The 24,358-nt window shown below is 74.9% G+C and carries 19 protein-coding genes, 1 tRNA gene and 2 pseudogenes; 15 read left to right on the top strand and 7 right to left on the bottom strand.

Annotated elements, in window-relative coordinates; all coding sequences use genetic code 11:
- A pseudogene (locus QP119_RS05325) lies at window positions 1-191 on the top strand (hypothetical protein); the annotation flags it as partial.
- Between the two features lie 149 nt (window positions 192-340).
- Here QP119_RS05325 and QP119_RS05330 read toward each other — a convergent pair.
- The 3 genes and pseudogenes from QP119_RS05330 to QP119_RS05340 form a co-directional block, all read right to left on the bottom strand.
- Window positions 341-2,311 (bottom strand): hypothetical protein, encoded by a 1,971-nt coding sequence (locus QP119_RS05330; RefSeq protein ID WP_284774237.1) that lies wholly within the window; start codon window positions 2,309-2,311, stop codon window positions 341-343.
- 3 nt (window positions 2,312-2,314) lie between these two features.
- A pseudogene (locus QP119_RS05335) lies at window positions 2,315-3,248 on the bottom strand (AEC family transporter).
- A 4-nt stretch (window positions 3,249-3,252) separates the two neighbouring features.
- Entirely contained in the window at window positions 3,253-4,209 is a 957-nt protein-coding gene (locus QP119_RS05340; protein WP_284774239.1) for a 1,4-dihydroxy-2-naphthoate polyprenyltransferase, read from the bottom strand.
- Between the two features lie 139 nt (window positions 4,210-4,348).
- Here QP119_RS05340 and QP119_RS05345 point away from each other — a divergent pair, with 139 nt between their 5' ends.
- Complete coding sequence (locus QP119_RS05345; protein ID WP_284774240.1) at window positions 4,349-5,215, top strand: glycosyltransferase; 867 nt, start codon at window positions 4,349-4,351, stop codon at window positions 5,213-5,215.
- A 19-nt stretch (window positions 5,216-5,234) separates the two neighbouring features.
- On the opposite strand, the gene menE is transcribed toward QP119_RS05345, so the two are convergent.
- Together menE and QP119_RS05355 are read right to left on the bottom strand one after the other, a co-directional pair.
- Complete coding sequence (gene menE, locus QP119_RS05350; RefSeq protein WP_284774242.1) at window positions 5,235-6,374, bottom strand: o-succinylbenzoate--CoA ligase; 1,140 nt, start codon at window positions 6,372-6,374, stop codon at window positions 5,235-5,237.
- A 99-nt stretch (window positions 6,375-6,473) separates the two neighbouring features.
- Window positions 6,474-6,932, bottom strand: coding sequence for a DoxX family protein (locus QP119_RS05355; protein ID WP_284774243.1), 459 nt, complete (start codon window positions 6,930-6,932; stop codon window positions 6,474-6,476).
- A gap of 178 nt (window positions 6,933-7,110) precedes the next feature.
- Here QP119_RS05355 and QP119_RS05360 point away from each other — a divergent pair, with 178 nt between their 5' ends.
- The 4 genes from QP119_RS05360 to QP119_RS05375 all read left to right on the top strand — a co-directional run bounded on the left by QP119_RS05360 (window position 7,111) and on the right by QP119_RS05375 (window position 11,453).
- Window positions 7,111-8,238, top strand: a complete 1,128-nt coding sequence (locus tag QP119_RS05360) for a sensor histidine kinase (RefSeq protein ID WP_284774245.1) — start codon at window positions 7,111-7,113, stop codon at window positions 8,236-8,238.
- Window positions 8,235-8,903, top strand: coding sequence for a response regulator (locus tag QP119_RS05365; protein ID WP_284774247.1), 669 nt, complete (start codon window positions 8,235-8,237; stop codon window positions 8,901-8,903). The genes QP119_RS05360 and QP119_RS05365 overlap by 4 nt, the downstream gene beginning before the upstream one ends.
- Window positions 8,904-9,099: 196 nt before the next feature.
- Window positions 9,100-9,792: an ATP-binding cassette domain-containing protein gene (locus QP119_RS05370; RefSeq protein WP_284774249.1), complete on the top strand. Its 693-nt coding sequence runs from the start codon at window positions 9,100-9,102 to the stop codon at window positions 9,790-9,792.
- Window positions 9,789-11,453, top strand: a complete 1,665-nt coding sequence (locus tag QP119_RS05375) for a hypothetical protein (protein WP_284774250.1) — start codon at window positions 9,789-9,791, stop codon at window positions 11,451-11,453. Before QP119_RS05370 ends, QP119_RS05375 begins: the two co-directional genes overlap by 4 nt.
- 115 nt (window positions 11,454-11,568) lie before the next feature.
- Here QP119_RS05375 and QP119_RS05380 read toward each other — a convergent pair whose 3' ends face one another.
- A complete protein-coding gene (locus tag QP119_RS05380; RefSeq protein ID WP_284774251.1) occupies window positions 11,569-12,534 on the bottom strand; it encodes a 1,4-dihydroxy-2-naphthoyl-CoA synthase in 966 nt (321 codons plus the stop codon).
- 40 nt (window positions 12,535-12,574) lie between these two features.
- On the opposite strand from QP119_RS05380, the gene QP119_RS05385 reads away from it, so the two are divergent.
- The 7 genes from QP119_RS05385 to QP119_RS05415 all read left to right on the top strand — a co-directional run bounded on the left by QP119_RS05385 (window position 12,575) and on the right by QP119_RS05415 (window position 21,447).
- Window positions 12,575-13,597: an o-succinylbenzoate synthase gene (locus tag QP119_RS05385; RefSeq protein WP_284774253.1), complete on the top strand. Its 1,023-nt coding sequence runs from the start codon at window positions 12,575-12,577 to the stop codon at window positions 13,595-13,597.
- An 80-nt stretch (window positions 13,598-13,677) separates the two neighbouring features.
- A complete protein-coding gene (locus QP119_RS05390; protein WP_284774415.1) occupies window positions 13,678-16,119 on the top strand; it encodes an excinuclease ABC subunit UvrA in 2,442 nt (813 codons plus the stop codon).
- Window positions 16,120-16,301: 182 nt separating this feature from the next.
- Window positions 16,302-17,042, top strand: coding sequence for a hypothetical protein (locus QP119_RS05395; RefSeq protein ID WP_284774255.1), 741 nt, complete (start codon window positions 16,302-16,304; stop codon window positions 17,040-17,042).
- A gap of 59 nt (window positions 17,043-17,101) precedes the next feature.
- On the top strand, window positions 17,102-18,787 hold the full coding sequence (gene menD / locus QP119_RS05400) for a 2-succinyl-5-enolpyruvyl-6-hydroxy-3-cyclohexene-1-carboxylic-acid synthase (protein WP_284774256.1): 1,686 nt from the start codon (window positions 17,102-17,104) through the stop codon (window positions 18,785-18,787).
- The gene (locus QP119_RS05405; protein WP_284774258.1) at window positions 18,787-19,242 is read left to right on the top strand and encodes a DUF3592 domain-containing protein; all 456 of its coding nucleotides are present in this window, start codon (window positions 18,787-18,789) and stop codon (window positions 19,240-19,242) included. The genes menD and QP119_RS05405 overlap by 1 nt, the downstream gene beginning before the upstream one ends.
- 88 nt (window positions 19,243-19,330) lie before the next feature.
- Window positions 19,331-20,599 carry a glycosyltransferase family 4 protein gene (locus tag QP119_RS05410; protein ID WP_284774261.1) on the top strand — a complete coding sequence of 423 codons (1,269 nt, stop codon included), beginning with the start codon at window positions 19,331-19,333 and terminating at the stop codon, window positions 20,597-20,599.
- Between the two features lie 155 nt (window positions 20,600-20,754).
- On the top strand, window positions 20,755-21,447 hold the full coding sequence (locus tag QP119_RS05415; protein WP_284774263.1) for a demethylmenaquinone methyltransferase: 693 nt from the start codon (window positions 20,755-20,757) through the stop codon (window positions 21,445-21,447).
- On the opposite strand, the gene QP119_RS05420 is transcribed toward QP119_RS05415, so the two are convergent.
- Window positions 21,444-22,832: an FAD-dependent monooxygenase gene (locus tag QP119_RS05420; RefSeq protein ID WP_284774265.1), complete on the bottom strand. Its 1,389-nt coding sequence runs from the start codon at window positions 22,830-22,832 to the stop codon at window positions 21,444-21,446. The two genes, QP119_RS05415 and QP119_RS05420, sit on opposite strands and share 4 nt — an antisense overlap.
- 295 nt (window positions 22,833-23,127) lie before the next feature.
- Here QP119_RS05420 and QP119_RS05425 point away from each other — a divergent pair, with 295 nt between their 5' ends.
- Both QP119_RS05425 and QP119_RS05430 read left to right on the top strand, forming a co-directional pair.
- The gene (locus tag QP119_RS05425) at window positions 23,128-24,057 is read left to right on the top strand and encodes a polyprenyl synthetase family protein (RefSeq protein ID WP_284774417.1); all 930 of its coding nucleotides are present in this window, start codon (window positions 23,128-23,130) and stop codon (window positions 24,055-24,057) included.
- Window positions 24,058-24,199: 142 nt separating this feature from the next.
- Window positions 24,200-24,284, top strand: a tRNA-Tyr gene (locus QP119_RS05430).
- Window positions 24,285-24,358: the final 74 nt, after the last annotated feature.

A 24,358-nucleotide genomic window follows, 5' to 3' on the forward strand; every position in this document is an offset into this window, starting at 1 on the left:
TGTGCAGGTACCACAACGCCGCCAACGACGACGACCCTGACGGGCCGGTCCGTCACGGGCGGGTCGAGCGTGACGGGTTGGATGTCTTCCGGGTGTTGCCCGGTGGAAGGAAGCAGCGGGATGCCACCCCGACTCTGGCGCGTCGGATGGTGGCCGAGCACGCCGCCGGCCGCACCACCCGGGCCGCTTAAGCGGCCCGGCTCACCTGGGCTGGCCGGAAGCCCCGCGGACGCGCGGTAGTGCGTGGGAGATCCTCGCTGCTGCCGGCACGTCGCCGAATCACACAACCCGGCCCACTGGCCGGGCAACTCGGCGTGCGCGAAACCGCAGGCCGCCCGCGTCACCGCACAGCGAGCCGCCCGACGGGGGAGCGCCCCACGCACAGCTCCAGCCCGTCGCGCGCGCTGACCTCGAGCCGCTCGCCGCCGCCCTCGAGCTGCACCCACACCTGGTTCAGCCCCGCGCGCGCCGGTACCGCGACCTCCCGCCCGTCGAGCCGCAGCGCGAACTCGCCGTCGCGGTCGGCGAAGTAGTTGAACTCCACGACCCACTCGGCGTCCATCAGCGGCCCGTCCAGTGCGAGCGCCTCACTGCCGGTCACCCGCACCCCGCAGCCGGGTTCGTCTCCGGGCACCGTCGCGCGCATCGTCACCAGCCCCGCGGGCACGAGCCGCCCGTCGGCGTCGACGAGCGTGGGCTCCCGCGTCCAGTCCGCCACCACCTCGTCGCCGCCGAGTCCCGGCGCGATCGCCGAGAGGCGGTTGTACGGGTGCACCACCGGCAGCAGCACGTCGGCGGGCAGGCCCTGGTCGAGGACCGGCCCGTCGTGGCCGGCGAGCTCGCCGCGCAGCGTCGTCACGTACTCGCGCGTCGGCTGCTGTGCCCACGACCGCGCGTACGCGAGCGTCGACACCCCGGCCGAGACGGCCAGCACCACGCCCAGCATCCCGGCCGTGCGCCGCCACCGCAGCGCACCCGGCCCCGCCAACGTCACGGCGAGCCCGGCGGCGAGCAACACGGCGGCCTCGGAGAAGTGCCGCAGCGTCTGCGTGATCTCTAGCGCGGTGTCGGGCCCGCCGCGCGCCACGCCGAGCGCGAGTAGCGGCAGCACCGGGTAGACCAGCCCGGGCACCCACGCCAGGGCGCGCCGCCCGGACCACACGAGCACCGCCACCAGCACCACGCCGCCCGCGACCACGCCCGCGAGCCCGGCGTCTGCGAACGGCGGGCCCGGCTGCCACCGCGGCCACGCCCATGGCCCGCCGGCGAGCGTCGGCAGCAGCCCGTGCACCCAGCCGTGCCAGGTCAGCTCACTTGCCGACGGCCCCGTGCCCCACCCCCGCGGGTCCCCGACGGCGAGCGCGTAGACGACGGCCCAGATTGCCGACGCCACGCCTGCCCCCGCGCTCAGCGCAACCACCGCCGTGAGCGAGTGCTTGCGGCGCGTGTGGTGCAGGGGCGCTGGAGCGTCAAGCGCCTCCGGCGCCGCAGATCTCGGCGAGGGCGACCTTGACGGCTGGGCGGGAGTCCGTCCCCGTTGGCAGGCCAGGTAGCAGACGAGGAAGCCGGGCACGACGACGGCGGCGGCCATCGCCCGCTCGCTGAACAGGCAGCCGGCCAGCACGATCGCCGCGACCCCCAGCGCGGGCATCAGCACGGGCCGCAGCATGGGACCGAGTGATGTCGTGGTGCGCAATCTGGTCGCTGTGGTCTCCTCGCGGGCACGGTCGGCGGCTCCGGATCGTGCCCGGGTCGGGGGCCCTGCGTGTCTGTTGGTGCGGGCGCTGGGCCGAGGGCCGGGGCTGGAGTGTGCGGCGCGTTTGAGGGTGCGCACCGAGAGCGCGAGCGCGGCCGCCAGCGCCGCGTGCAGCGGCAGCACGTTGACCGCGTTGGCCAGCCACGTCGTCGACGCCAGCGTCAGCGGGGTGAGCAGGTAGGCCGCCAGCGGCACCGCCGCCCGGCGCCCCGGGCACAGCTCCGCGCACAGCCACGCCACCGCGGCCGCCGCGCACAGCTGCAGCATCGTGAGCGTGCCGACGGCCACCGGCCAGCTCAGCCCCGCGGAGTGGGCGAGCGCGTACTCGACGAGCCACGCCCCGGGCATCAAGTGCCCGTCGTGCGGCGTGGCCAGCAGCCCGGCCAGCCCGCCGCCGGCGTCCGTTGCCTGGGCGAAGAGCGTCAGGTCGTCCCAGTAGAACCACCCGCGCGCCGCCACGGCCGTGCGCAGCACGACACCGGCGACGGCGACCACCGCCAACCACGCCACGGTGGTCCGCGCGGTGCGGGAGGTGGGCGCGACGTCGTCAATCATGGCTCAACCCCCGAACAGCGCGGCGATGCCCAGCATCACGGGCAGCGCCAGGAAGGTGGACAGGAACACGGTGTCGCGCGCGACGATTTCGTCCTTGCGGTAGGTCGCCGCGTAGTTGTAGACGTTCTGCGCCGTCGGCAGCGCGGCGAGGATCAGCGCGGCGTAGAGCTGCGTGCCCGACAGCCCAAGGGCGAGGCTGAGCACCAGTGCGACGGCCGGCATCAGCACCAGCTTCATCGCCGTGGCCACCAGCGCGGTCGGGCGGTCGGCGGGGGAGTCGAGCATCTTCTGCTCGGTAAGCGAGGCGCCGAAGCTCATCAGGATCAGCGGGATCGACGCCCCGCCGAGCAGCTCCAGCGGCGCCATGACCGGCTGCGGGATCTCCCAGCCGGTCAGGCAGGCGACCAGGCCCGCGATCGAGCCGGGCACCAGGGGAGTGGCCAGGACCTCGCGGAGCGAGTGGCCGACGCGGCGCGCGGGAGGCGCCGCGGTGGTCCTCGGCGGTGATCAGCGCCAGGATCAGCGGGGTGAACAGCACCACCTGCAGCACGATCACCGGTGCGACGTAGGCGCCCGTGCCCAGCACGTAGATGCCCACGGGCAGGCCGATGTTGTTGGAGTTGACGTAGCTCGCCGCCGCCGCGCCCATCGTCGTGGTGGTCAGGTCGCGGCGGAAGAACACCGTCGAGACGGCCGCGTAGATCAGCGCCGTCACGACCGCCGCCAGCAGGCTGACCAGGATGACCGGGGAGAACAGCTCTGCCTGGTCCGACTTGGCCACCACCGTGAACAGCAGCGCCGGGGTGGCCGCGTGGAAGGCGACGCGGTTGAGCACCAGGCGCCCGCCGTGGCCGCCGAAGACGCCGGCCCGGCCCAGCGCGAAGCCCGCTCCGACCACCGTGAAGATGATGGCGAAGCCGGTGACCACCCCGATCACGGCGTCACACCCCGGGCAGCCAGCCGGTCGGCGCCAGGGCCAGGGCGGCGGCGGTCAGCAGCGCCCACACCAGCATCGCGCGGCCCGTGGCGCCCAGCACCGGGATGAGGTCCTTGCCGAGCGCCCCGCCGACGACCGGGCGCGCCCCGGCGAGGACCAGCGGCGCGGCGACCAGCCCGGCCAGCGTCGGCCAGGTGGCGAACGCCAGCGCCACCGAGGCGACCAGCGGCATGCACGCCAGCGCGACGAACATCCGGCGCGAGCCGGCGTCGCCCAGGCGCACCGCGAGCGTGATCTTGCCGGTCGCGGAGTCGGAGGGGATGTCGCGCAGGTTGTTGGCCAGGTTCACCGACGCGGAGATCGAGCCGACCGCCACCGCGCACACCACACCGGTCCAGTCGACGCGGCCGGCCTGGGTGAACTGGGTGCCCAGCACGGCGACCAGGCCGAAGAAGACGAAGACGGCGGCCTCGCCGAGGCCCCGGTAGCCGTAGGGGTTCTTGCCGCCGGTGTAGAACCAGGCGCCGGCGATGCAGGCCACGCCGACGAGGATAAACCACCACGCGCTGGCCAGCGACAGCGCGATGCCGGCCACCGCCGCCACCCCGAAGCAGCCGAACGCCGCGGCCTTGACCTTCCGGGGCTCGACGAGCCCGGAGCCGGTCAGCCGCAGCGGGCCGGAGCGGTCGTCGTCGGTGCCGCGGATGCCGTCGGAGTAGTCGTTGGCGAAGTTCACCCCCACGATCAGGGCCCAGGCGACGACGAGCGCGAGCAGCGCGCGCCACCAGCTGAACCCGCCGAGGTAGGCGGCCGCGCCCGAGCCGACGACGACGGGGGAGATGGCGTTGGCCCAGGTGTGCGGGCGTGCGCCCTCCTTCCAGTCGGCGAAGGTGGCGGTGCGTCGCGCACCGCCGGGGGCGCCGGCCGCGGGGCCGGTGGGGGTTTCGGGAACGTCGGACATGGCTGCCATTGTCCCGCACCCGGGTGCGCCCCGCCCACGCCGGGGCCGTGGCGGTGGTAAGAATCTTGGGAGTCGCGGCGCACGGCCGCGCGCGTCCGACGCGATCAGCGACAGTCAGCAGCCAGAGAGGAGCCGCCGGATGTGGGTCAGCTACGTCGCCGGCCAGGTGGTCTCCTTCGTCTTCACGCTCTTCCGCCTGATCCCGCTGGCGTGGGCGAACCGCGTTGGCGGCGCGCGCATCCCGGCCGAGGGTGACGTGGTGGTCTCGCTGACCACGCACGGTCGCCGCCTGGCCTCGGCGTTCTACGCGGTCGAGTCGGTCGCGCGCGGCAGCCGCCCGGCGCCGATCGTGCTGTGGCTGGACCCCGAGGACTACGACGGGCCGTGGCCGCCGTGCCTGAAGCGCCTGGTCGACCGCGGCCTGCAGGTCCGCCGCGGCAGCGGGAACCTGGGCCCGCACGCGAAGTACTTCGACATGTTCCGCGCGCTGGCGGGCACGGACACCCGCGTGGTCACCGTCGACGACGACATCATCTACCCCGAGTGGTTCCTGGAGAAGCTGCTCGAGGTCGGCGGCCTGCGCCCGGACACGGTGGTGGCCTACCGCGCGCACCGCGTCGAGCTGCGCGACGGCCGCCTGCTGCCGTACATGCGCTGGACGGCGGCGGACACGTGCCGGGCCAGCGTGTTGCACTTCGCCACGGGCGTCTCGGGCGTGTGCTACGCCCCGGCGTTCGTGGACTACGTCGCCGCGCGCGGCGAGGAGTTCCGCGGCGTGGCCCCGCGTGCCGACGACGTCTGGCTGCACCTGTGCGCCCTGCGTTCCGGTTTCCGCGTCCGCCAGGTCTTCGCCAAGCCGCGCAACTTCGCGATCGTGCCGCTGACCCAGCGCGGCGCCCTCGTGCGCCGCAACGGGCCGGGCGGCGGCAACGACGCGCAGATCGCGCGTGCCTACACGATTGACGACGTCGCGGTGCTCGCCGCCGCCGCGGCGGCCGAGGACTAGGGCGCGTCCCCCACGTTTCCTAGCTGAAGAGGGCGGCGACGGCGGGGCGGTCGACCTTGCCGGTGGCCGTCAGCGGCAGCGCCGCCACGCGGCGCAGCTCCTTGGGCCACTGCCAGCGCGGCAGCTCGGCGAGCGCCTCGTAGATCTCGGCCGGCGAGGCCGTGCCGGTGTAGGCGGCGACCGCCGCCTGGCCCTGGCGCGGGTGCGCCACGCCGGCCACGCACGCGGCGTCGACACCCGGCACGCGCAGCAGTTCCGTCTCCACGACCTCGGGGTGCAGCTTGAGCCCGCCGGTGTCGATGACCGCGTCGAGGCGGCCCTTGACCACCAGGCGGCCCTCGGCGTCGAAGGCGCCGGCGTCCGAGGTCGCCCACCAGCCCTCCTCGGCGAAGGACTCGTGGCCGGGGCGGTTGCGGTAGCCGTGCGCGATCGTGGCGCCGCCCAAGTGGATGCGCCCGGAGGCGTCGAGCTTGACGCGCGCGCCGGGGATGGGACGACCGTCGTAAATGCAGCCGCCGGAGGTCTCGGAGGCGCCGTAGGTGGCCACGACGTGGATGTTCAGGCGGCCGGCGGCGGCGCGGGTGTCGGGGTCGAGCGCGGCGCCGCCGACGAGGACCGCGTCGAAGGTGCGCAGCGCGTCGATGCCCTCGAGGGTGTCCATGGCCTTCATCAGCTGCATCGGGGTCAGCGAGGTGTAGACGCGGTCGCCGGTGGCGGCCAGCTCGGCGGCGCCGCGGGCGAAGGCGGAGACGTCGAAGCCTCTCGAGAGGTCGAGGCAGTACGGGTCCACGCCCGCGACCAGGGCGCGCACCAGCACCTGCAGGCCGGCGATGTAGTGGGCGGGCATGGCCAGCAGCCACTGGCCCTCGCCGCCGAGGACGCGGTGGGTTGCGTCGGCGCCGGCGACGAGGTTGGCCGGGGTCAGCTGCGCGCCCTTCGGGGTGCCCGTGGAGCCCGAGGTGCCCACCACCAGGGCGACGGCGGGGTCGATGGGGCGGCCGGCGCCCTGGGAGGAGCGCAGCAGCTCGGCGCGGCCGGGGTCGTCCGCGGGCACCGGCAACAGCGAGACCCCGCCGCTGATCGCCTGCTCGAGGTCGGGCAGGATCGCGGCGGGGTCGTGCGCGTCGACGGGGAGAACGTCGAGGTTACGGAGGGCCATGACGGTCGATGTTACGCGGGGCGCGCGGGTGCGGCCCGGGTGGTTCGGGTACTCCGGGAGCGCCCCGGGGAAGGCGCGCTCCGGCGGTCCTGGGGGTCTTTAGGCGGTCGTGGTGGTGCGGGCGGCGACGGCGTCGTCGGCGTCGGCGTCGGCGGTGGTCACGCGGCGGCGGTTGAGCACGGCGTCGACGCTGAAGACACCGGCCCCGGCGCCGGCCAGGACGAGCGCGGCGGCACCGATGGCGCCGACCAGCTCGAAGCCGCCGTCGGCCGCGGCGACGCCGTTGCCCATGTGGGCGAAGAAGTAGGCGCCGAGCATGACCAGGAAGACCAGGGAACCGGCGATCGGGGTCATCAGGCCGATCAGCAGCAGGATGCCGCCGCCGAGCTCGATGACCGCGGCGACCACGGTGGCGACCGAGGAGGCCGGCACGCCCATGGCGGCGAAGTTGTCGGAGTAGTCGGCGAGGTGACCGAACTTGTCCCAGCCGTGGTAGATGAGGATGACGCCCAGGATGACGCGGGCGAGAAGCAGTGCGATGTTCTTAAATGCTGACATGACACCAAAAAGTAGCGGCCGCGGTTTCCCGGGGCAATAGCTGGGGCGGATTTTTCGCGCCTGCGTGAATCGGAGCTGGACGCGGGGACCGTTGGGCCGGCCCTGCTCAACGCGCGGCACGTGCGCGCCGACGCGCACCACCGGGGCGTCGTCAAGCGCGCGCGGATATGTTGTACCCATGCACTTCCGCAGGGGTGACCTGATCCTCGCCGGGGCCGCCGCGCTGCTCGCGGCGGTCTACGCCCTCGGCGTGAACTCGCCGCACACCGCGGCGCAGGCCGTGCTGTCCTGGGGGTTCGTCGCCGCGGCCGCCGTCTACCGCACGCGCCCGCGCGCCTCGGCGGTGGCGGTCCTCGTGCTGCTCGGCCTGTGGGCGGCGGTGTGGCTGACCGCGCCCGTGAGCCTCGGCGTGACCCCGTGGCTCGTCTTCGCGCTGCTGGCCGTCTACGGCGCCGAGCGCTACGTCGGCTCGCGCGTCTTCGGCCGCGCGGTGCTCGGCGTCGCGCTGGCCGGCGCGCTGGTCTCGCCGATGATGTGGACCCTCGACACGAACCTCGACTGGCGCTACCGCACCGGCGTCGACTGGGCCGTGACCCTGACCGCGCACTGGGCGCTGCTCGTCGTCGCGCACCTGCTCGCCGCCGAGCAGCGCACCCGCGCCCGGGCGCGCGAGGACCACCTCGCCGCGCTGCGCGAGGAGGAGCGCCTCACCCTCGCCCGAGAGCTGCACGACGTGCTCGCCCACTCGCTGGTGCTGATCAAGGTGCAGGCCAACGCGGGGCTCGTCGCAGGCGAGGAGCGCGCGGCGCTGACGCAGGTGCGCGACCTGAGCTCCGAGGCGCTCGGCGAGGTGCGCGGGATGGTCGACGCGCTGCGCGGCCACGACGCCGGCCTCGAGCCGACCGCGCAGCTGGCCGGGCTCGACGGGCTGCTCGACTCCTTCCGCGCCGCCGGGCTCGACGTCGAGTGCCGCGGCACGCCGCCGGCGCGGCTGACCGGGCTGCCCGCCGTGGTCCAGCTCGCCGCGGTGCGCATCATCTCCGAGGCGCTGACCAACGCCGTGCGCCACCAGGTCGACGCCCGCGCCGTGGTCACCCTGGCCGCCGTGCCGGGTGCCGACGCCGCGCTGACCGTCACCGTCGCCTCCACGGGCCCGGACCGGCCCGGCTCCGGCGGGCGCGGCGAGGTCGGCGGCAAGGGGCTGCTCGGCCTGGCGGAGCGCGCCCGCGCCGTCGGCGGCTCGTTGCGCACGGAGCACGTGGGCGACGTCTTCACCCTCCGCGCCGAACTGGGGAGGCGCCCGTGATCCGCGTGCTGCTCGCCGACGACCAGACGCTGCTGCTCGGCGCCCTGACCACGATCCTCAACGCCCAGGACGACATCCGGGTCACCGCCACCGCGGCCGACGGTGCGGCGGCCGTGCGCGCCGTCCGGGACGCCGCCGGCGGCGTCGACGTCGCCGTGCTCGACATCCGCATGCCAGGCCTCGACGGCATCGCCGCCGCCCGCGAGATCCTCGCGCTGCCGGAGGCGCCGGCCGTGATGATGCTGACCACCTTCCGCGACCCCGCGCTCGTGCGCTCCGCCATCGCCGCCGGGGTGCACGGCTTCCTGCTCAAGGACGCCGAGCCGGACGTGCTTGCCGACGCCGTGCGTACCGTCGCCCGGGGCGAGTCCGTGCTGGCCAGCGGGGTGACCGGCCCCGTGCTGGAGGGCTACCGGCAGGCGGTGGCCGCACGCAGTGCGTTGGGGCCCGAGGAACGCCAGGGCCTCAGCCTGCTGACCGCCCGCGAGCTGGAGGTGCTCGCCGAGATCGGGCGCGGGGCCACCAACCCGGAGATCGCGGAGTCGCTGCACATCGCCGAGACGACCGTCAAGACCCACGTGTCGAACCTGCTGGCCAAGCTCGGCGCGCGCGACCGGGTCGCGCTGGTGCTCCTCGTGCAGCGTGCCGGGCTCCTACCGCGGTAGGAGACGCCCGCGCGGAAACGGTCCCGCGGCCCGATGTGCGCACCCCGCCCGGCCGGGGAGCATCGGCCCCATGAACGCACACAGTGACCCCGTACCGACCGACAGCCCCCGGCGCGCCGCGCAGCCCGGGCGCACGGGGCGCCCAGAAGACGTCGCTTCCGCATCACCGGGTACGGCGGCTCTCGCCTGCGAGGGCGTGACCGTCTCCTTCGGCGGCCGCCGCGTCCTCGACGACGTCGCCCTCGCTGCCCGCCCGGGCCGCGTGCACGCCCTGCTCGGCCGCAACGGCGCCGGCAAGTCCACCCTCTTCTCCGTGCTGCTGGGCCTGCTCGCACCCGACGCCGGCACCGTCACCGTCGCAGGCTCCCCCTTCACCCGCGACTCCCTGCGCCACATCGGCGCCTCCGTCAACGGCCCCGCCTGCTACGGCCACCTCTCGGCGCGCGACAACCTGCGCGTGCACACCACGCTGCTCGGCCTGCCCGACGCGGAGGTCGAGCGGGTGCAGGCGCTCGTGGGGCTCGGCGACGTCGGAAAGAAGAAGGCGAGGAACTTCTCCACGGGCATGAAGGCGCGCCTGGCGCTGGCCCAGGCGCTGCTCGGCGAGCCGGAGATCCTCGTGCTCGACGAGCCGCAGAACGGGCTGGACCCGCAGGGCATCGCCGACCTGCGCGGCTTCCTGCGCGAGCGCGCGGCCCGCGGCGGCACCGTGCTGGTCAGCTCGCACCAGCTCGGCGAGGTCCGCCACCTCGCCGACGACGCCACCGTGCTCGCCGGCGGGCGGGTGCGCTACTCCGGCCCGCTCACCGAACTCGCCCCCGGCGCCGACGGCGCCGACGGCGACCTCGAGGCCGCCTTCCTCCGCCTGACCGCCGAGGACGCCCGATGAGCGCCGCGCGCCCGGCCGCCGCGCGCCGCCCGCACCGGCCCGGCCACCTGCGTGCCGAGCTGATCCGCGCCCGCGGCTCCGCGCTGGCCCGCCTGCCGCTGCTCGGGCTGCTGCTCGGCGCGGTCACCGCGCTCTTCGGCCCGCTCTCGGCGCCCCCGGGTGCCGACGCCGCCACCGTCCTCAACTGGCAGGGCCTCTACCTGACCGGCATGGCCGCCCCGCTCGTCGGCCTCTTCGCCGCCGTCGCCGAGTCCCGCGAACGCACCGCCCGCGCCGGCGGCACGGCGTGGCGGCCGGTCCCGGTGCGCCGGCAGCGCGCCGCGCGTCTGGTGGTGGTCTGGCTGGCCGTCGCCGCCTTCCACGTCCTCAACTTCGGGGTGACCTTCCTCGCCGCAGTGCTGTTCGGCATGGCCCGGGCGTGGCTGGTCGCGGCGGTCGGCGCGGCGGCGCTGCTCGGCGCGCTCGGCGTGGCGGGGCTCGCGGCCGCCCTGGCCCGGCGCCGCGGCACCGTCGCGGTCCTCGTCGCCGGCGTCGTCTGGCAGATCCTGGGCGCCGCGGTCGTCGCGCCGTGGTGGTGGACGCTGCCGCCGACGTGGCCGTTGCGCCTGGTCCTGCCGCTGCTCGGCGTGCAGTTCAACCTGCTGCCGCTCGAGCCGGGCTCGCCGCTGGCCGCCCAGACGCCGTGGTGGCCCGCCGCGCTGTGCGGCCTGCTCGCGCTGTTCGGCGCCGCCGCCGCGGTCACGGTGCCGCCCCGCGGGCGCCGCCCGCGTCGTCCAATTGCCGACGTCCCGCCTGCCCCCACGGGCGCGGTACCGACCACCGCCCGGCGCGGTGCGGGTGCCGAGGGTGCTCCGGACTCGTTCGGGGTTGGGTCTGGTGTGCGGCACGCGCCGCGAGACCCGGTGCGGTCAGCGCGCCGCCCGGCGCTGTCGGCCGCGGGTTCAGCCCTGGCGGCGCTGCGGGCGACCGCGCGGGTGGCCGCCACCCCGGCGGTGCTCGTCGCGGTGGGTCTCAGCGTGCTCGCGCTGGCGGTCGCGGCCGCGGTCTACGACGCCTCGTACGTGCGTGGGCTGTTCATCTTCGCGGTCCTGCCGCTGGGCGCCGGGGTGCTGCCCGTACTGGTCTGGCCCGCCCTGGCGGGGGCCTGGCCGCTGGTCCGGGTGGAGAACCCCCGCGTGCCGGGGGCGCTCGTGGCCTGGATCTTCCTGGTCGTCGCCGGCATGTGCGTTGTCGCCGCGCTCGCCGTGGTTTTCGCCGGAGCCGGCGAGGGCGCGGGATTGTCCGCCGCGGGTGTGGATACCGCAGCAGCGGTCCAGGTGATCACCGCGACGGGTTCCGGCACCGCGACCGCGTTCGCCGCCCTGGTCCGCTGGGCGGCCGTGGCCTGCCTGAGCGGGTGCGTGCTCGCGGCCGTCGCGCTGGCGCTGACCGTGCGCCTCGGCACCGCGTGGGCCGTCGCCGCGGCCGTGGTGTGGACGGTGGTCTCGGCGACCCTCGGCGGTGACGTCCTCGCCCAGACCCCGCTGTGGCTGCCCGCCCTGCCGTCCTGGGCGCAGACCGCCGACACCGCCGCACGCCTCACCACGGCGGCCGCGCTCGGCCTGCCGCTGCTCGCCGCCGCGACCTGGGCCGCCCGCCGCGCGCTGCTCAGCGTGCGCTGACGCGGGTTGCCGGATGGCGGCGGCCGGCCGGGGACCCGGGCTACGGTGCCCGCCCCACGCACCCACGCCGCACGTGCGCGCCGACGGCGCCCACCGGGACGTCGTCAATCGACGGTCAGTAGTAGTAGGGGAACTGCGACCAGTCCGGCTCGCGCTTCTCCAGGAAGGAGTTGCGGCCCTCGACGGCCTCGTCGGTCATGTAGGCCAGGCGGGTCGCCTCGCCGGCGAATACCTGCTGGCCCATCATGCCGTCGTCGGCCATGTTGAACGCGAACTTGAGCATGCGCTGCGCCGTCGGCGACTTGCCGTTGATCTCGCGGGCGGCGCGCACGGCCTCGTCCTCCAGCTGGCCGTGGTCGGCGACGATGTTGACCGCGCCCATGCGCTGCATCGTCTCGGCGTCGTAGGTGCGGCCCAAAAAGAAGATCTCGCGGGCGAACTTCTGGCCGACCTGCCGGGCCAGCAGCGCCGAGCCGAAGCCCGCGTCGAAGGAGCCGACGTCGGCGTCCGTCTGCTTGAAGCGGGCCTCCTGGCGCGAGGCGATCGTCAGGTCGCAGACCACGTGCAGCGAGTGCCCGCCGCCGGCCGCCCAGCCGTTGACCACGGCGATGACGACCTTCGGCATCGTGCGGATCAGGCGCTGCACCTCGAGGATGTGCAGCCGGCCGCCCTCGGCCTTGGCGCGCGCGGCGTCGACGGTCGAGGCGTCGGCGGTGGCGTCGTCGTGGCGGTGCTCGGTGGCGTACTGGTATCCGGAGCGGCCGCGGATGCGCTGGTCGCCGCCCGAGCAGAACGCCCAGCCGCCGTCCTTGGCGCTCGGCCCGTTGCCGGTCAGCAGCACGCAGCCGACGTCCGGGGTGCGCCGCGCGTGGTCGAGCGCGCGGTAGAGCTCGTCGACGGTGTGCGGGCGGAAGGCGTTGCGCACCTCGGGGCGGTCGAAGGCGATGCGCACGATGCCGTCGGCGCGGGTCTCGCCCACGTGGCGGTGGTAGGTGATGTCGGTCAGGTCCTCGAAGCCCGCCACGGGCCGCCACTGCGCGGCGTCGAAGGGCTGGTCGGTGCTGTAGCTCGGCTGCTTCATGCCCGCCCAGTCTAGGGCGCGCCCGCCTACGCTGGCGGGCATGATCGTCCAACCGCCGCCGCCCGTCCTGCCCTCGCCGCTGCCCGCCGTCGAGGAGATCCTCGCGCGTACCCACGTCGTCGCCCTGCCGATGCGCGTGCGCTTCCGCGGGGTGACCGTCCGCGAGGCCGCGCTCATCGAGGGGCCGGCCGGCTGGGGCGAGTTCGCGCCGTTTCTCGAGTACCCGCCCGCCGAGGCCGCCGCGTGGCTGGCGGCCGGCCTCGAGACCGCCTGGTTGGGCCTGCCCGCGCCGGCGTCCGGGTCCGTCGAGGTCAACGCCACCGTGCCCGCCATGGACCCCGCCGGCGTGCCCGAGCTGCTCGAGCGCTACCCCGGCTGCACCACCGTCAAGGTCAAGGTCGCCGAGCGCGGTCAGACGCTTGACGACGACCGCGCACGCGTCGCCGCCGTGCGCGCCGCGCGCCCGGGCGCGGTGGTGCGCGTGGACGCCAACCGGGGCTGGAGTGTTTCCGAGGCGGTGCGCGCGGCCGAGGAGCTGGGGGAGCTGGCCTATCTGGAGCAGCCGTGCGCGAGCGTGGCCGAGCTGGGGCAGCTGCGCGCGGAGCTGGACCGGCGGGGGATCGCGACGCCGATCGCCGCCGACGAGTCGATCCGGCGCGCCGCCGACCCCTACCTGGTCGCCGGGTCCGGGGCGTGCGGCTGGGCGGTGCTCAAGGTCGCCCCGCTGGGCGGGGTGCGCCGCCTCGCCGCGATCGCGGAGCACCTGCGCGGCGCCGGCATGCACGTCACCGTCGCCAGCGCGCTGGACACGGCGGTGGGCATGAACGCGGGGCTGGTCGCGGCGTCGCTGCTCTCCGAGGCGCCGGCGGGGCTGGCCACGCAGTCGCTGTTCGCCGCCGACGTCGCCGCCCCGCGCGAGCTCGTCGGCGGGCGGCTGCCCACCGCGCCCGCGGTGCCGGAGCCGGAGCGGCTGGCGGAGCTGGCGGCCGCGCCGGAGCGGCGGGACTGGTGGTTCGAGCGCATCCGCGCCGCGCACGCCTGCCTGGCCGAGGCGGGGGAGTAGCAGCCCCTACAGTGGGGCCCATGAGCGCTGAGAACACCCAGAGCACCGCCAACACGCCGACGGACCCGAACGACGACGGCATGATCCACGTGCGCGGCGCGCACCTGCACAACCTCGCCGGCGTGGACGTCGACGTGCCGCGCGGTCAGCTGGTCGCGGTCACCGGCATCTCGGGCTCGGGCAAGTCCTCCCTGGCCTTCGGCACCGTCCACGGAGAGGCGCAGCGCCGCTACTTCGAGTCGGTCGCCCCGTTCGCCCGCCGCCTCATCGGCTCGGCGACGGACCCGCAGGTCGAGGCCGTCGAGGGCCTGCCGCCGTCGGTGGCGCTGCAGCAGAACACCTCGGCCGGCGGGGCGCGCTCGACGGTGGGCACCGTCTCGACGATGTCGAACACGGTGCGCCTGCTCTACTCGCGCGTCGGCGACTACCCGGCGGGCCTCACCCGCCTCGACAGCGACCACTTCTCGCCGAACACGGCCGTGGGCATGTGCCCGGACTGCCAGGGCACGGGTGTGCACTACGAGCCCACCGAGGCCTCGATGGTCCCGGACCCCTCGCTGAGCATCAACGACGGCGCGATCAAGGCCTGGCCCGGCGCGTGGGCGGGCAAGAACTTCCGCGACATCCTCGACACCCTGGGCATGCCCATGGACACCCCGTGGCGCGACATCGACCAGGCTACGCGCGACTGGATCCTGTTCACCGACGAGACCCCCGTGGTCACCGTGACCCCCGACCGCCGCGCCGACCAGGTGGAGAAGCAGTACCAGGGCACCTGGCGTTCGACGGCGAACTACCTGCGCAAGACCCTGGCCGAGACCGAGTCGGACACGCTGCGCAAGCGCACCATCTCCTTCATGGAGGAGTCCGTCTGCCCGACCTGCGACGGCCGCCGCCTCGGCCGCGACGCGCTGTCCGTGACGTACGCCGGCCTGCCCATCGACGAGCTGGGGCAGGTGCCGCTGGAGCGGCTCGCCGACATGCTTGCCGACGTCGCGTACGCCTCCTCCGAGGCCGAGCGCCTGCTGCTGGGTGCCCTGCGCCCCATCCTGGACTCCGCCCTCGAGCTGGGCCTGGGCCACCTCTCGCTGGACCGCCCGGCGCGCACGCTCTCGGCCGGCGAGCTGCAGCGCGTGCGGCTGGCCTCGCAGCTCAAGACGGGCCTGTTCGGGGTGATGTACGTCCTCGACGAGCCCTCGGCGGGGCTGCACCCGGTGGAGCGGCGGGCGGTGCTCGACATCGCGCGGCGCTTCATCGCCCAGGGCAACACGGTCATGCTCGTCGAGCACGACATGGACCTGGTGGCGGCCTCGGACTGGATCGTCGACGTCGGCCCGGGCGCCGGCACCGGCGGCGGGCGCATCGTCTACTCCGGCCCCACCGCGGACTATCTCGAAGCGGCCGTCGCTTCGCAGGGCGCTGCGGGGAGCAGCGACGCGCCGGGCACGGACTCCGCCGGACGGACCGAGCGCGCCGGGAACACGCCGGGCACCGGTGCGCAGGGCGGCACGCACGCCGTACCCTCTCCGACGGCCGCGGCCCTGGCCGTGGGCGCGCCGCGCCTCAACGACGCACCGCGGGCCGCGTCGGGAATGTTGGAGCTGCACCAGGCGTCGTCAAGGACGGTGCGCGACCTGGACCTGGAGGTCGGCTTCGGGCAGTTCACGGTGATCGCGGGCGTGTCGGGCTCGGGCAAGACGACGCTGCTCGACATGCTCACCGACGCCGCCGAGGAGCAGGCCGGGCGCGTGCTGCCGATCTCGCAGAAGCCGATCGGGCGCACGCCGCGCTCGTGCCTGGCGACCTACACCGGCTTCTTCGACACGGTGCGCCGCCTGTTCGCCGGCACCGAGGAGGCCAAGAGGCGCGGCTGGACCGTCTCGCGGTTCTCCTACAACGTCAAGCAGGGCCAGTGCCCGACCTGCCGCGGCGAGGGCGAGATCGAAGTCGAGCTGGTCTTCCTGCCGGGTTCGTACACGACGTGCCCCGACTGCGGCGGGCGGCGCTACAACGACGAGACCCTCGAGGTGACCTGGAACGGCCACACCATCGCCGACGTGCTCGCCATGACCGTCGACGAGGCCGCCGAGGTCTTCGAGGACCAGCCCGTGATCACCACGCTGCAGTCGATGGGGCTGGGCTACCTGCGGCTCGGGCAGGGCGCGCCGACGCTGTCCGGCGGCGAGGCCCAGCGCATCAAGCTGGCCACCGAGCTGACCAAGGCGCGGCGCGGGCGCACCGTCTACCTGCTCGACGAGCCGACCACCGGGCTGCACCCGGCCGACGTCGACCGGCTGCTCGCCGTGCTCGAGGGGCTCGCCGACGCCGGCGGGACGGTCATCGTCGTCGAGCACGACCCGCGGGTGATCGCCGCGGCCGACCGCGTGCTCGAGACCGGGCCGGGCGCCGGCGAGCGCGGCGGGCGCATCATCGCCGACGCCACCCCGGCGCAGCTGGCGGCCGGCGACACCGCGACCGGGCGGGCGCTCGCGGCAGCGGGGCGGGAGCGTCGCGCGGAGTAGCGCGCGGCCCGGTGCGCGCCGGGGTCGGGTGAAAAGCCAGCTCCCCGGACAGCGGACCCGACGCCGTTGTGCAGCCGCGGCTACGCCGACCGGCCGCGGACTGCCAGGCTGCGGCGGTAGAGTGCCCGCAAGCACGGCGTGCGTCCATGCGCCACCGTCGAGAACGACCCCGGAGGAGCGAGATGGCCAACGACAACTACCGCTACGGCGGTTCCGACGACGACTCCACGCGCTACCTCGGCCCCTCGTCGGGACGGGAACCGGGGGGACGTCGCGACGCCTACGGCGACGGGGAGGGCACGCGGTACTTGGGCGCGGCGTCGGAAAGCAACTACCGCGGCCGCCCGGGCGCGGACTCGACGCGCTACCTGGGCGCGGCCGGCGAGCCGGGGCCGCAGCAGCCGCGCCAGTACATCCCGCCGCGCGACGCGCGCTACGACGACGGTTACGACGACGCCTACTACGACGACGCCTACTACGACGACGGCTACGACGACTACGACAACCGCGACGAGCGCGGCCGCGACCTACGCCACTTCGAGGAGCGCCCGCGCCGCTCGGGCGGCTCGGGGTCGGGCACCGGCAAGGTCATCGGGGTGACGCTGGCGGTGCTGCTGGCCGGCGCGCTGCTCTTCCTGCTCGGACGCACCACCGGCGGCGACGGCGAGTCGACCGAGGTGACCACCACCGAGGAGGTCACCTCCACCGAGCGCACCACCGTCACCGAGGAGCCGACCGGGCCGCGCTTCGAGCTGCCCAGCGAGCTGCCGAGCTTCGACACCTCGCAGCTGCCCGAGCTGCCGGAGGAGGCGCCGACCGACGAGGCGCAGCTGCGCGAGCTGTGGGACGACTTCCTCGGCAGGCTCACCGGTGGGGACGGCGCGCAGCCCGGCGGCGAGCCGGCGCCGGACACCGCGGGCTGAGGCGGGGCGCGCCGCACGCCCGCCGGGTGCCGCGCGCCGGGGCTCTAGAATCGGGGGCCATGAGCGATTCCCGTGATGCCGCACCCTCGACCGCACTGGCCGCCGAGGTGGTCGACCGGCTCGCCGGCTTCGTCACCGACGTCGTCGTCTGCCCCGGCTCGCGCAACACGCCCCTGACCCTGGCGCTGACCGCCCGGCGCGACCTGCGCGTGCACGTGCGCGTCGACGAGCGCTCCGCCGCCTTCCTCGCCCTGGGCCTGGCCCGCGCGCAGCGCCGCCGCGTGGCGGTGTGCATGACCTCCGGCACGGCCGTGGCCAACTGCCTGCCCGCCGTCGTCGAGGCCGCCCAGTCGCACACCCCGCTGGTCGTCCTCGCCGCCGACCGCCCCGCCCGCCTGGTGGGCACCGGCGCCTCGCAGACGATCGTGCAGCGCGGCCTCTTCGGCGGCTACGCGCCGACCCTGCAGGTCGACCACGTCGGGACCGGCGAGGGGGCGGCCGCGCAGATCGACGCGTTCCTCGCCGCCCACGCGCAGGCCCACCTCAACGTCGCGCTGGACAACCCGCTGGTGCCGCCGGTCGCGCCCGAGCCGGTCGGTGGGGCCCGTACCACGCGCCCGCGCCCGGTCACCCCGGGCGTCGACCACGGCGAGGTCGCTGTCGACCTCACGCGCGACACCCTCGTCATCGCCGGCGACGAGGCCTGGGAGGTCCCCGGCCTCGAGGAGGCGCCCACCATCGCCGAGCCCAGCGCGCCCGCCCCGCTCAACCCCGTCCACCCGTTGGCCGCCGCCGCGCTGCGCCCCGAGCAGGTCATCGTCGTAGGTCACCCCACCCTGCACCGCGCCGTGCTGCGGCTTGCCGCGGGTGTGCTTGACGACGTCGCGCCCGCCGGCGCCGGCGGTTCCGCGGCGGCGCCTGCGACGCCGCCGGAGGTGATCGTGCTCAGCCGCACGGAGACGGTCACCGACCCGGAGGGCGCTGCCTCCCGCGTCGGCTCCCGGGTCAGGGCCTCGGGCGCCCCGCGCCGGGAGTGGTTGGCCGCCTGCGAGCGCGCCTCCCAGCTGGCCGCCGAGGCCGTGCGCGCCGGGCTGGCCGACTCCGAGTACGGCTTCACCGGCCTGCACGTGGCCGCCGCGGTGGCCGACGAGCTCGGCGACGGCGACACGCTCTTCGCCGCGGCGTCGAACCCGGTGCGCGACCTCTCCTGGGTCGGCCTGCCGTTCGCCGGCGTGCGCACGCTGACCCCGCGCGGGGCGGCCGGCATCGACGGCTCGGTCTCCCAGGCGGTCGGCGCGGCCCTGGCAGCCCAGGCCGAGCACCCCGAACTGCCGACGGCCCCGCGCACCGTCGCCCTGCTCGGCGACCTGGCCTTCCTGCACGACGTCGGCGGCCTGCTCATCGGCGCCGACGAACCGCGCCCGGACAACCTGACGGTCGTGGTCGCCAACGACGACGGCGGCGGCATCTTCGAGTCCCTCGAGATCGGCGCGCCTGGCCTGCGCCCGGGCTTCGAGCGCGCCTTCGCCACGCCGACCGGCGTCGACCTGGGCGAGCTCTGTGCAGCCTACGGGGTGGAGCACGCACGCGTCGGAAATCTCGGGGAACTCGTCGACGCCCTCGTCGACGCCGCCGGGCACCCGCGCTTCCACGTCATCGAGGCGCGCACGACGCGCGCCACGCGGCGCGCGCTGACGGAGACCGTGCAGAAGGTCGCCGTGCGCGCTGTCGGGGAGGGCGCGTAGTGGACAGCGGCGGGCTGCGCAAGCGCGTGCGCCAGTTCATCGTGGCGCTCTACACGCTGGCGTGCCTGGGCTGCGCGGCGATGGTCATCGGGCCCGCGCTCAACGACCGCACCATCGCCGCCGACCCGGGGCGCGCCCTGGCCGAGGTCACCGACGTCGGCTGGCGGCGCACCACCGTCGACTACCAGGACGCCGAGGGCATCTTCCACTCCCCGCCGGGCGGGGTGGCCTACCCGGGCGGGCTGCAGGAGGGCCAGCGCGTCTGGGTCACCTACGCCGTCGACGACCCCGCCCTGGTCAAGATCGAGGGCCGCGGGTGGACGCTGGCGCTGACCCCGGCGGCCTCCTCGTGGCTGGTGTGCACCGTGGTCGCGGGGCTGCTGTGGTGGCTGGCGGGCAGCGTCGGCAACCGTCGGCAACGGCAGGCGCGGGTGGGACGCGGCCCGCGCGGGTGACACAGTTCACCGCGACTTCTCTTAAGCTTCAAACTAAGTACCACCGGTGGACAACACCCGGCAGTGGCGCACGGAAAGGATGACAGGCATGCGGATCGGTATCGTCACGGAGTCATTCCTGCCCAACGTCAACGGCGTGACCAACTCGGTGCTGCGCGTCCTCGAGCACCTCGAGGCCACCGGTCACGAGGCCGTCGTGGTCGCCCCCGGCGCCCGCGGCTTCGAAGAGGAGATCCCCGAGTACCGCGGCTTCCCGATCCACCGCGTGCCCACCGTGCGCGTCCCGCTCGTCGACTCGCTGCCCGTCGGCGTGCCCACCCCGACCGTGACGGCCGTGCTGCGCGACTTCGAGCCGGACGTGGTCCACCTGGCCAGCCCCTTCGTCCTCGGCGCGGCGGGCGCCTACTCGGCCGCGCAGCTGGGCGTGCCGGCCGTCGGCGTCTACCAGACCGACGTCGCCGGCTTCTCCGGGCGCTACCACCTCGGCCCCCTGGCCACCGCCGCCTGGGAGTGGACCCGCCTGGTGCACAACGCGTGCGCGCGCACCCTGGCGCCGTCCTCGCCGACGATCGCCGCGCTGACCGCCCACGGCGTGCGCAACGTCTACCGCTGGGGCCGCGGCGTCGACGCGGAGCGCTTCAACCCGGCCAAGCGCTCCGCCGAGCTGCGTCGCAGCTGGGAACCGACGGGCCGCAAGTGCATCGTCGGCTTCGTCGGCCGCCTCGCCGCGGAGAAGGGAGTGCACCGCCTCGCCGTGCTCTCCGGGCGCCCGGACATCCAGCTGGTCATCGTCGGCGACGGCCCCGAGCGCGACCGCCTGCGCGAACTGATGCCCGACGCCGTGTTCACCGGCCAACTCGGCGGCGACCGGCTCGCCGAGGCCTACGCCTCGCTCGACCTGTTCGTCCACCCCGGTGAGTTCGAGACCTTCTGCCAGGCCGTCCAGGAGGCGCAGGCCTCGGGCGTGCCCACCATCGGCCCGCGCGCCGGCGGCCCCGTCGACCTCATCGAGCAGTCCGTCACCGGCGAGCTCCTCGACGTCGCGACCTTCTCCCGCGACCTGCCCGCAGCCGTGGAGCGGCTGCTTGACGACGCCGTGCACGACACCATGGCGCGTACCTGCCGGGAGACCGTGGAGAACCGCACCTGGTACGCGCAGGGCGAGAAGTTGCTGGGGCACTACCGGGAGGTCATCGGCCGGTTCCGGCCGACCGGCCTGGCGGCGCTCAAGGCGGCCTACCGCCCGCTGTGGACCGCGGACCTGGCGGCCGGCCACGCGGTGCGAGGCGCCCGCGCCGGGCGCGCCGGGCGTGCGGGCCATCTCGCCGGCGACGCCCGCAACGCCGGCGCCGCTTAAAGGCCTTCGGGCGCGGGCCGGTCCGGTTGCGCCTTCCCTGAGCGGCGCTTCACCCGGGCAGCCGAGTGCGTGCGCCGCCACGCACCAGGCCGTGGGGGACCGCCGACGTGCTCCGCGCGACGTCGGCAAGCGGATGGACGGTAGACTCGGCCGACGTGGCTAAGGCAGACCTGGACAAGAAGCCGCTCGACGTCGCGGGGATGTTCGACGACGTCGGCAAGCGTTACGACATCACGAACACCGTCCTGTCCTTCGGGCAGGACCGCTACTGGCGGCGCCGCACGCGCGAGCGCCTCGACCTGAAGCCCGGCGAGAAGGTCCTCGACCTGGCCGCCGGCACCGCCGTGTCGACCGTGGAGCTCTCCCGCTCCGGCGCCTGGTGCGTGGCCTGCGACTTCTCGCGCGGCATGCTCAAGGCCGGCCGCGACCGCGACGTGCCGAAGGTGTGCGGCGACGCGATGCGCCTGCCCTTCGCCGACGAGACCTTCGACGCGGTGACCATCTCCTACGGGCTGCGCAACGTCCACGACTTCCGCGCCGCGCTGCGCGAGATGGCGCGCGTGACCAAGCCGGGCGGACGCCTGCTGGTCAACGAGTTCTCCACGCCCGTGGTGCCCGTCTTCGCGACGGTCTACAAGGAGTACCTGATGCGCCTGCTGCCGCAGATCGCGCGGCTGGTCTCCTCGAACCCCGAGGCCTACGAGTACCTCGCCGACTCGATCCGCCAGTGGCCCGACCAGGTCGGGCTCGCCCGCGAGATCAACCGCAACGGGTGGACCGACGCCGGGTGGCAGAACCTGACCCTCGGCATCGTCGCGATCCACTCCGCCGTCAAGCCCGGCGCCTAGCTCGCCGGGGCGACTTCCGCGGGCGCCCAGAGCGGCGAGCCCGCGCGGGCGGCCTTCGTGACCGCGCCGGCCGCCCGCCACACGCGCGCGACCAGGTCGCGGTCCTCGTCGGTGACGAGGTTGCCCATCAGCCGCGCCGCCGCCGGCATGATCACCCGCGCCGCCGGGCCGCGCAGCCCCAGCGGGCCCACCGCCGGCAGGAACCGCGGGTGCGTCAGCGCGCGGGCCAGCGTGCGCGCCAGCAGGAACGCCTCGCCGTAGTGCTCGTTGAGCAGCGCTGGCCAGGCGGCCGTGAGATCCCCGCCGTCGCCGCCGGCCGCGCAGATCAGCGCGACGACCTGCTCGGCGGTCTCCAGGGCGTAGTCGATGCCCTCGCCGTTGAGCGGGTTGACACAGGCTGCCGCGTCGCCGATCAGCGCCCAGTTCGGGCCTGCGACACCGCTGACCGCGCCGCCCATCGGCAGCATCGCCGAGGTCACGTGCTGCTCCTCGCCGAGCGTCCACGCCTCGCGGCGCGCGGCGGCGTAGTGCGACAGCAGCTTCTTCGTGTTGACCTTCGCCGGGCGCGCCGCCGTCGACAGCGCCCCGCAGCCCAGGTTCACCCAGCCCGCAGCGGAACCGCCTGCGCCGGGCGCGTCAGCGCCCGCATCAGCGCCGCCACGCAGCCGCGCCGCAGCGGCGTCGGGGTCGCCGCCCACCGGGGCGTCGCCAAGCGGGAAGATCCACCCGTAACCGGGCTGCACCACGCCGTCGGCGTCGCGCAGCTCCAGGTGCGAGTGGATCCACTCCTCCCGGGCGCGCGGGCTGCGACAGTACGAGCGCGCCGCGATGCCGTAGACCTCGCCGCGGTGCCACTTCCGGCCCAGGCGCCGCCCGAGCTCCGAGCGCACGCCGTCGGCGACGATCAGGTGCCGGCAGCGCACGCGCCGCTCGGCCCCGTCGCGCACGAACGCGACCTCCCGGACCGCCCCGGCGGCGTCGCGCTCGACCGCGCTCGCGCGCGCCCCGCCCCACAGCTCGGCGCCGGCGTCGGCGGCGGCCCGGACCAGCGCGGCGTCGAAAAGCGTGCGCGGCACCGCGGAACCCTCAGCCCCGAAGCGGCTGTCGGGCCACGGCACCGTCACCGAGTCGCCGAAGCCGTGCAGCTTCAGGCCGCGGTTGCGGTAGGCGCCGAGCACCTCGCCCGCGACGCCGAGCCGGCGCAGCTGGTGCATCGCGCGCGGGGTCAGCCCGTCGCCGCAGGTCTTGTCGCGCGGGAACCGCGCGGCGTCGGCGAGGATCACCCCGCGTCCGGCGCGCGCGGCATGGATCGCCGCCGCGGAGCCCGCGGGCCCGGCGCCGACGACGAGGACGTCCGTGTGCACTTGCTCAACCACGCCCGTCATTGTCCCATCGACGCTTGACGACGCCCGCGTGGCACCCCCGGGTGCGTCCCCTGCGGCGACGCATGCGGCCCGGGTGCACTTTCGACGGGTGCGTGGGCTACGGTTGTGGGCGAGCTCCGACGCGCTGTTGGCGCGTCGACAACCGAGGTGCGCGGCCGCGCCCGGCCACGCACGCACAGGCCTGTGAACGGTAAGGACACCAATTTTGAAGATCCACGGTGAAGGCACCCCGGACGTAGTCTCCGGGTCCCTCCCCTTGAGCGACGAGGCCCTCGCCGCCCGGCTGAACGACGCCATGGCACGCGTGGAGGACCTGCTCGAGCGCAAGCTGTCCGAGGGCGACGAGATCGTCTCGGAGAAGGTGCTGCACCTCGCCAAGGCGGGCGGCAAGCGCTTCCGGCCGATGTTCGCGCTTTTGGCCAGCGAGTACGGCGACCGCCCGATGTGCGACGACGTGGTCAAGGCCGCTGCGCTGGTCGAGATGACGCACCTGGCGACGCTGTACCACGACGACGTCATGGACGAGGCGCAGCGGCGCCGCGGCGTGGAGTCGGCGAACGCGCGCTGGGGCAACTCCGTGGCGATCCTCGCTGGCGACCGGCTGCTGGCCCTGGCCTCCGGGCTGATGGCGGACCTGGGCGTGGCCACCGTGCGCCACTTCTCCGAGACCTTCGGCGAGCTGGTCACCGGCCAGATGCGCGAGACCGTCGGCGCCCGTGGCGGCGACCCGATCGAGCACTACACGCAGGTCATCCGCGAGAAGACCGGTGTGCTCATCGCCTCGGCCGGCTACCTGGGCGGCCTGCACGGCGGCGCGGACACCGAGCGGATCTCCGCGCTGCACGGCTACGGGCGCGCGATCGGCATGGTCTTCCAGATCGTCGACGACATCATCGACGTCTTCTCCGACCCGGAGGAGTCCGGCAAGGAGCGCGGCACCGACCTGCGCGAGGGCGTGTTCACGCTGCCGGTGCTCTACGCGATGGCCGAGGACAACGAGACCGGCGCGCGGCTGCGCGAGCTGCTCGACGGCCCCGTCACCGACGACGCCGTGCTGGCCGAGGTGCTCGGGCTGCTGGAGCGCTCCGGCGGGCGCGAGCGCGCGCTGGTCGACGTGCGCGCCTGGGTCGACGAGGCCGAGGAGTGCCTGACCCACCTGCCCGACGGGCCGGTGACGGCGGCGCTGCGGCAGCTGGCCGAGTACACCGCTAGCCGCGTCGGTTAGGTCCGGGGCCCGGGCGGGGCGTCCGCGCGGGCGTGCCTTATCTGTGCAGTTGAGCGCAATGATTTGGTGTGCGGCCGGGCCGTCGTAGTAGAGTATGAACCCGCGCCACGGAGCCGGTCCACGGTTCCAGTACGTGACGTCTGCCGGGTTGCCCGAGCGGCCAAAGGGAGCGGACTGTAAATCCGCCGGCATTGCCTTCAGAAGTTCGAATCTTCTACCCGGCACCACGAAAACCCCGTCGCACCGAGAGGTGCGGCGGGGTTATTTCTGCGTCGGGTGGTCGGGGCGCCGCCCGGGGCCA

This window comes from Corynebacterium frankenforstense, assembly GCF_030211955.1.
GTDB classification, from domain to species: Bacteria; Actinomycetota; Actinomycetes; order Mycobacteriales; family Mycobacteriaceae; genus Corynebacterium; species Corynebacterium frankenforstense_A.

Excerpts from the sequence above, each read along its gene's own strand:
- QP119_RS05330 (WP_284774237.1), bottom strand. The coding sequence starts at position 2,311 with ATGATTGACGACGTCGCGCCCACCTCCCGCACCGCGCGGACCACCGTG.
- QP119_RS05340 (WP_284774239.1), bottom strand. The coding sequence starts at position 4,209 with ATGTCCGACGTTCCCGAAACCCCCACCGGCCCCGCGGCCGGCGCCCCC.
- QP119_RS05345 (WP_284774240.1), top strand. The coding sequence starts at position 4,349 with ATGTGGGTCAGCTACGTCGCCGGCCAGGTGGTCTCCTTCGTCTTCACG.
- menE (WP_284774242.1), bottom strand. The coding sequence starts at position 6,374 with ATGGCCCTCCGTAACCTCGACGTTCTCCCCGTCGACGCGCACGACCCC.
- QP119_RS05355 (WP_284774243.1), bottom strand. The coding sequence starts at position 6,932 with ATGTCAGCATTTAAGAACATCGCACTGCTTCTCGCCCGCGTCATCCTG.
- QP119_RS05360 (WP_284774245.1), top strand. The coding sequence starts at position 7,111 with ATGCACTTCCGCAGGGGTGACCTGATCCTCGCCGGGGCCGCCGCGCTG.
- QP119_RS05375 (WP_284774250.1), top strand. The coding sequence starts at position 9,789 with ATGAGCGCCGCGCGCCCGGCCGCCGCGCGCCGCCCGCACCGGCCCGGC.
- QP119_RS05380 (WP_284774251.1), bottom strand. The coding sequence starts at position 12,534 with ATGAAGCAGCCGAGCTACAGCACCGACCAGCCCTTCGACGCCGCGCAG.
- QP119_RS05385 (WP_284774253.1), top strand. The coding sequence starts at position 12,575 with ATGATCGTCCAACCGCCGCCGCCCGTCCTGCCCTCGCCGCTGCCCGCC.
- QP119_RS05390 (WP_284774415.1), top strand. The coding sequence starts at position 13,678 with ATGATCCACGTGCGCGGCGCGCACCTGCACAACCTCGCCGGCGTGGAC.
- QP119_RS05395 (WP_284774255.1), top strand. The coding sequence starts at position 16,302 with ATGGCCAACGACAACTACCGCTACGGCGGTTCCGACGACGACTCCACG.
- menD (WP_284774256.1), top strand. The coding sequence starts at position 17,102 with ATGAGCGATTCCCGTGATGCCGCACCCTCGACCGCACTGGCCGCCGAG.
- QP119_RS05410 (WP_284774261.1), top strand. The coding sequence starts at position 19,331 with ATGCGGATCGGTATCGTCACGGAGTCATTCCTGCCCAACGTCAACGGC.
- QP119_RS05420 (WP_284774265.1), bottom strand. The coding sequence starts at position 22,832 with ATGACGGGCGTGGTTGAGCAAGTGCACACGGACGTCCTCGTCGTCGGC.
- QP119_RS05425 (WP_284774417.1), top strand. The coding sequence starts at position 23,128 with ATGGCACGCGTGGAGGACCTGCTCGAGCGCAAGCTGTCCGAGGGCGAC.